The sequence below is a fragment of the Bradyrhizobium macuxiense genome (genome assembly GCF_001542415.1).
GTDB lineage: Bacteria > Pseudomonadota > Alphaproteobacteria > Rhizobiales > Xanthobacteraceae > Bradyrhizobium > Bradyrhizobium macuxiense.
In genome coordinates this window covers 1-6,008 of sequence record NZ_LNCU01000124.1, presented here as the reverse complement: position 1 = coordinate 6,008, position 6,008 = coordinate 1, and the positions used below count along the sequence as shown (strand labels likewise).

Here is a 6,008-nt window from a genome sequence, read left to right as displayed (position 1 = left end):
CGAGACTGAGCAAGAACTCGGCATTTTGGGAAGTTGATGTACGATTCTGTTCATGACGAATCGGACATTCAAGAGCGGCGAGAGCCGCGACCAGGCCAGCCTGCTTCCTGCTCGGATTGAGGATTATGTCGGGGCGGACAACCCGGTCCGGGCGATCGAGAGCTTCGTTCGTGTGCTCGACCTTGCCAAGCTCGGCTTTCGCCATGCGGATCGCAAGGCCGAAGGGGTCGGTCAACCGCCGTACGATCCAGCCGATCTGCTGAAGCTCTACCTTTACGGCTACATCAACCAGATCAGGTCGTCGCGCCGGTTGGAGCGGGAGGCCTGCCGCAATCTGGAACTGATCTGGCTGCTGAAGAATCTGAAGCCGGGTTATCGGACGATCGGCAACTTCCGCAAGGAGAACTGGGTGGCTCTGAAGGCGGCCAACCGCAGCTTCGTGCTGCTGATGCGCGAACTCGGTCTTGTCGGCGGCAGCGTTGTTGCGATTGACGGCTCGTTCTTCCATGGCGACGCCAGCAAGGCCAGCATCTTTACGCGCAAGAGGCTTGCCGATCAGATCGGAAAGCTCGATCAGGAGATCGAGGCCTACGGCAAGTCCCTTGAGGACAATGACGCCGCGGAAGCCAGGAAGCCAGGCCAGGATGGCTCCGATGGTGGCGGCGCAGGTGGTGGTGACCTTGGCGCGAAGGTCGCGGCACTGATGGCGAAGCGCTCGCGCGCACAAGCCGATCTTGCTCGGTTGGAAGAGAATGGCGAGACGCAGTTGTCCCTGACCGATCCGGATGCCCGACTTCTGGTCAAGAGCGGCCAGGGGGTCGCAGGCTACAACGTGCAGACCGCCGTCGACGACAAGCACAAGCTCATTGTCGCCAGCGAGGTGGTGAACGACAGCAGCGATGTCGGCCAGCTACATGCGATGGCCATCGCGGCAAAGGAAGCCCTCGAGGTCAAGACCCTGCAGGTGCTGGCAGACGAGGGCTATTACAGCAGCCGCGAACTGAAGGCCTGTGAGGACGATGGCATCACGGCCTATGTGCCGGTGCCGGAGGGCAGCGCCCGGCTCGAGAAGCAAGGCCGCTTCGCCCTCAAGGACTTCAACTATGATGGCGTATCCGACACCTATCATTGTCCCGGCGGCCATCAGCTACATCCGATGAAGAGCAGGCAGAAGAACACCAGTGGCCGCGTCGAGATCCGCTACGCGGCGCGCGGAGCGATCTGCAGGACCTGCCCGCTCAAGATCCGTTGCCTTGGCTCGAACGCGGCCTACCGGACGATCGGTCGCTGGGAGCATGAAGACGTTCTCGAACGTCATCGCGCGCGGATGCAGGGCGCGGGCGAGGTGATGCGCCGTCGCTTTGGCATCGTCGAGCATCCGTTTGGCACGCTCAAATGCCGTGCCGGCTATCGTCATTTCCTGGTCCGCGGCTTCGACAAGGTCCGCGGCGAGTGGAGCCTGATGGCGCTCTGCTACAACTTCACCCGCGTGCTCAACATCCTGGGCTTCGACGCGTTTCTGGCCGCGCTCGCCAAGGCGGTTGCTACTTGCCGATGTACCCTCGCAGCCCTTTTGACGCCCATCCAGGTTGCTCTCGCGGCTCTCTGGACAAACATAGGGCTTCCGCTCGCAATCGGCCGGCCCACGCCGGCCTAACTCCGCTCACCAGTAGTTCTTGCTCAGTCTCGTCGGGCAACTCACCGGCATTTTCCATTATTCCGAAATTGCGCGAGCGCTCGCGACCACGCAACAGTCAGCTCGCTCTTCGCCGGACAGGTTGCCGCAGGGCCGCCACCAGATGATCGGCGAGCAGTGAGGCGGCACGCGACAGGTTTGGCGCGCGGTGCAGGCGGATTTCGGCCCGCGGCAGCAGCGGCAGGCCGTCGCGCGCGGTCAAGCGTCGCAGCGTCGGCGGAAACGTCCCCGATTTGACCACGGTCACGGCAAGGCCTTGCGCCGCGATCGCCTCGACTGCCGACAGGCTGTGGCTGACGAAGGCCAGCCGCCATGGCCGGTGCGCATCGTCCAGCGCCTGCATCGCCCAGCTCCGGAACAGGCAGCCCTGCGGGTAGAGCGCAACCGGAAGCGGATCGAGTTGCTCGACGCGATGCTCCGCGCTGGCGGCCCAGACCGCCTGCTCCATCCGCAGCGGCTCGCCCTCGCCGCGCCCTTCCGGGTGCATCGCGATCACGAGGTCATAGGCTTCGCCGAGCCGATCGGTCATCGACGATGTCAGCCCGGTCTCCATCTCGACATGGATCAGCGGATAGTTGGCGACAAAGCCAGCGAGCAGCGGCGGCACGATCAGCGTCCCGTAATCGTCCATCACGCCGAGGCGCACCCGTCCGTCCATGCCGTGCTCACGCACCCGGCCGACCGCCTCCTCGTTCAGGCTGAGAATGCGCCTTGCGTAGCCGAGCAGTCCTTCGCCAGCCGCACTCAGATCGACATTGGCCTTGGTGCGGTGAAACAGCTCGGCCTGCAGCCGCTCCTCGAGCCGCTTCACCTGCATGCTGACGGCCGATTGCGTCCGATTCAGCGCCGAGGCGGCGCGGGTGAAGGACCGGTGATCCGCCACCGCAACGAAGGCCTGCAGGAGATCCGGATCCAGGACGGGAGCGCTCATCAGCAATCGCGATTTCATCTATCAAACATATTCCATTCCTTGATTATCGCCGCTTCCCTAGATTGCGCAAGCGAAACAAGAGGATCGAGCGATGGGCGAGACTTGATGGGCGAGACTTGGGGGGTATTGGCGGCCGTGTTGTCGAGCGCTCTCGGCGGAACTTCGATCGGGGCGACGCGCTTTCTGGTCGGCGCGATCGATCCGCTGGCGATCGGCTCGTTCCGGTTCGGCATCGGCGTCCTGCTGTTGCTGCCGCTGGCCCTGCTACAACTCGGGGCGTGGCCTCCCCGGCGCGATTGGCCTGGCGTTGCCGGCCTCGGCCTGTTGTTCTTCGCGGCGTTTCCGATCCTGTTCAACGCATCGCTGATTTTCACCACGGCGGCGCGCGGCGCGCTGGCGCTCTCGACGCTCCCTTTGCTGACCATGGTGGTTGGCGCCGCACTCGGCAGCGAACCTTTGACAGCGCGCAAGACCACCGGCGTCCTGATCACCATCCTGGGCGTTGCAATGGCCCTCCTGACCGGACTCGCCAGCGCACCGCCCGGCGCCTGGCGCGGCGACCTGCTGATGGCTGCGGCCGCGCTTTGCATGGCACTCTACAGCATCTGGTCAAAGCCTTTCATCCGCCGCTCCGGCCCGATTCCGTTCACCACCCTGGCGATGGCGGCCGGCGGCGCCTTCCTCATTGCGGCCTCGCTGGTTCGCGGCAGCTTCGCGCCGGTTGCGGATTTCGGTGCACCGCAATGGTTCGGCACGATCTATCTCGGCGCCTTCGGCGCCGCGCTCACCTTCTACCTCTGGGCCTTCGCGCTGGAGCGCACCACGCCGACCCGGGTTGCAATCTCCGTCACCGTCAACCCGATCGCGGCATCGCTGGTCGGCGCGGCAATTCTCGGCGAGCCGCTGCGCTGGAACGTCGCGGCCGGCATCGTCACCGTCTTCGCCGGCATCTGGATCGCCACCACCCAGCCGCGCGCGGCACAGGCGGACGCCGCCGCCGTCGCGCCGGACGCGCGTTGACCGGCAAGCCCAGAACCGCCGCCCCGCGCCGGCAAAGACGTTAGCAAATTCGTGCTAGCCTGAGGGTCCGGTCCCGAGCGAAGCAAGGCGCCACGCATTTGAACATCTCCCTTTACAGTATCTCCGTCTGGGTGCTGCCGCTCGTCATCGCCATCACGTTCCACGAGGCCGCGCACGGCTTCGTGGCGCACCGGCTCGGCGACAACACCGCTTGGCAACTCGGCCGCGTCACCTTCAACCCGCTCAAGCACATCGACCCCTTCGGCACGCTGCTGCTGCCGGCCGTGCTGCTCATGGCGCATTCGCCATTCCTGTTCGGCTATGCGAAGCCGGTGCCGGTAAACTTCCGCAACCTCAAGCATCCGAAACTCGACATGGTGTGGGTCGCGCTGGCCGGCCCCGTGACCAACATCATCCTGGCGACCGCGGCCGCGCTGGCATTCCACGCGCTGCCATTGGTTCCGGCAAATGCCGCGCAATGGACCGCGGACAATCTGAAAAATGCCTTCCTGATCAATATTGTGCTCGCGATCTTCAACATGATGCCGATCCCGCCGCTGGACGGCGGCCGGGTCGCGGTCGGGCTGCTGCCGCGCCCGCTGGCCATCCCGCTGGCCCGGCTGGAGCCCTATGGCATGCTGATCCTGATCGGGCTCCTGATCCTGCTGCCCATGCTCGGCGCCCGCCTCGGCCTAAATCTTGATGTTATTTCCATGATACTGCGGGCACTGACCGGCTATGTCATCCAGGCCCTTCTCCTTGTAACAGGGAACACATAATTTGATTTCAGGCAGGAACGCGTCGAGGCCATGGTGATCAAAGCTGCCGATATGCTGATTGCGCGACGCGCCGATACGCGGGCCCGCGCCGATTTTGCGACCTGGAAGATGATGGCCAAGCTGAACGGCGCGTCGGCCTTGCCCATGGAGGCGCAGAATTTCCTGACCGCCTACAAAAAACTGCTGGAGCAGATGGACGACGCCCAGGCGAGCGAAGCCACCATCCAGCTGATGTACCGCACCTATTATTCCGAGATGGGCGGCGCCGGCGCAGCCCCCGAGGTTCCGGCCCGCTCACGCGAACCGGTCGCCGACAGCGGCAACGTCACCGCGTTCCGCCGCCTGCCGGCAAAGCCGAAGCCGGGCGCATCCGGCCCGAACGCCCAGCGTCCATTGCCGGTCGCGCTGATCTTCGGCTGTCTCGTCGTGGTGTACGTCGCGATCCGCTATTACTGGCGCTAGTACCCGCTTTTCTTGGAACGTGAGTCGTGATTCAAGGTCGGGATGATACCCGAAGCAAGAGAAGTCCGCCTTTCGAGGAAAGATCGCAAGGTGCTTGAGGCGTGTTGTCGCTCACCGATGACATTGCAGCGCGATTTGAAGCGGGCGCGGATAGTCCTGTTAGCGGCGGACGGGCGCAGCACCCGGTCGATCGCCAAGGAAGTTGGGGTCCAGCCGCGGATTGTCAGCGTTTGGCGGCATCGCTATGCCGACCAAGGCCTTGAAGGGCTGCAAGACAAGCCGCGGCCCGGCAAGCAGCCGATCTATACGAAGACGACCGACAAGCGGATTCTGAAGCTGCTGGATAAGCCGCCCCCGCAAGGGTTTGCGCGCTGGACCGGCCCTCTGCTGGCCGAGGCGCTAGGCGATGTTGACGTCCAATATGTCTGGCGGTTCCTGCGCAGCCACAAGATTGACCTCGCGGCTCGCAAGTCCTGGTGTGAGAGCAACGACCCGAACTTTACGGCCAAAGCCGCCGATGTCGTTGGCCTTTACGTCGCCCCGCCGGCGAAGGCTATTGTGCTCTGCGTGGACGAGAAGCCCTCGATCCAGGCTTTGGAGCGAGCGCAGGGCTATCTGAAGTTGCCCAATGGCCGCGCCTTGACCGGCCAGAGCCACGATTACAAGCGGCATGGCACCACGACATTGTTTGCAGCGCTCGAAGTCGCCACCGGAAAGATCATCGCTACGCATTCAAAACGCCGTCGCCGTGTCGAGTTTCTCGATTTCATGAACAGCCTCACCGCGGCCTTTCCGGGCCGAAAGCTTCACGTCATCCTCGACAACCTCAACACCCACAAGAAGAATGAGAGCTGGCTCAAGGCCCATCCCAATGTGCAATTCCATTTCACACCGACGAGTGCGTCCTGGCTCAACCAGATCGAGGTATGGTTCTCAATCCTGCAGGGGCAGTCGCTCAGCGGCACCTCCTTCACAAGCCTCAAGCAGCTTCAGGAACACATCGATGCCTACGTCAACGCCTACAACGACAAAGCCGAGCCCTTCGTCTGGACCAAGAAAAAGATCCGTCAACGCCGTTTCAAGGGCCGCCGTATCAATCAACTCTGATTCCGGGTACTAG

6 protein-coding genes are annotated in these 6,008 nt (G+C 63.5%); 5 read left to right on the top strand and 1 reads right to left on the bottom strand.

Annotated elements, in window-relative coordinates; translation table 11 throughout:
• Nucleotides 1–52: 52 nt before the first annotated feature.
• Nucleotides 53–1,657 carry an IS1182 family transposase gene (locus AS156_RS38345; RefSeq protein WP_066498669.1) on the top strand — a complete coding sequence of 535 codons (1,605 nt, stop codon included), beginning with the start codon at nucleotides 53–55 and terminating at the stop codon, nucleotides 1,655–1,657.
• 97 nt (nucleotides 1,658–1,754) lie between these two features.
• On the opposite strand, the gene AS156_RS38340 is transcribed toward AS156_RS38345, so the two are convergent.
• Nucleotides 1,755–2,627: a LysR substrate-binding domain-containing protein gene (locus AS156_RS38340; RefSeq protein WP_066515472.1), complete on the bottom strand. Its 873-nt coding sequence runs from the start codon at nucleotides 2,625–2,627 to the stop codon at nucleotides 1,755–1,757.
• A 105-nt stretch (nucleotides 2,628–2,732) separates the two neighbouring features.
• On the opposite strand from AS156_RS38340, the gene AS156_RS38335 reads away from it, so the two are divergent.
• The 4 genes from AS156_RS38335 (at nucleotide 2,733) to AS156_RS38320 (ending at nucleotide 5,995) form a co-directional block, all read left to right on the top strand.
• Nucleotides 2,733–3,647 (top strand): DMT family transporter, encoded by a 915-nt coding sequence (locus tag AS156_RS38335; protein ID WP_066515469.1) that lies wholly within the window; start codon nucleotides 2,733–2,735, stop codon nucleotides 3,645–3,647.
• A 98-nt stretch (nucleotides 3,648–3,745) separates the two neighbouring features.
• Entirely contained in the window at nucleotides 3,746–4,426 is a 681-nt protein-coding gene (locus AS156_RS38330) for a site-2 protease family protein (RefSeq protein WP_066515467.1), read from the top strand.
• A 30-nt stretch (nucleotides 4,427–4,456) separates the two neighbouring features.
• Nucleotides 4,457–4,888 (top strand): hypothetical protein, encoded by a 432-nt coding sequence (locus AS156_RS38325; RefSeq protein ID WP_136626636.1) that lies wholly within the window; start codon nucleotides 4,457–4,459, stop codon nucleotides 4,886–4,888.
• 42 nt (nucleotides 4,889–4,930) lie between these two features.
• The gene (locus AS156_RS38320; RefSeq protein ID WP_066503481.1) at nucleotides 4,931–5,995 is read left to right on the top strand and encodes an IS630 family transposase; all 1,065 of its coding nucleotides are present in this window, start codon (nucleotides 4,931–4,933) and stop codon (nucleotides 5,993–5,995) included.
• Nucleotides 5,996–6,008 lie beyond the last annotated feature (13 nt).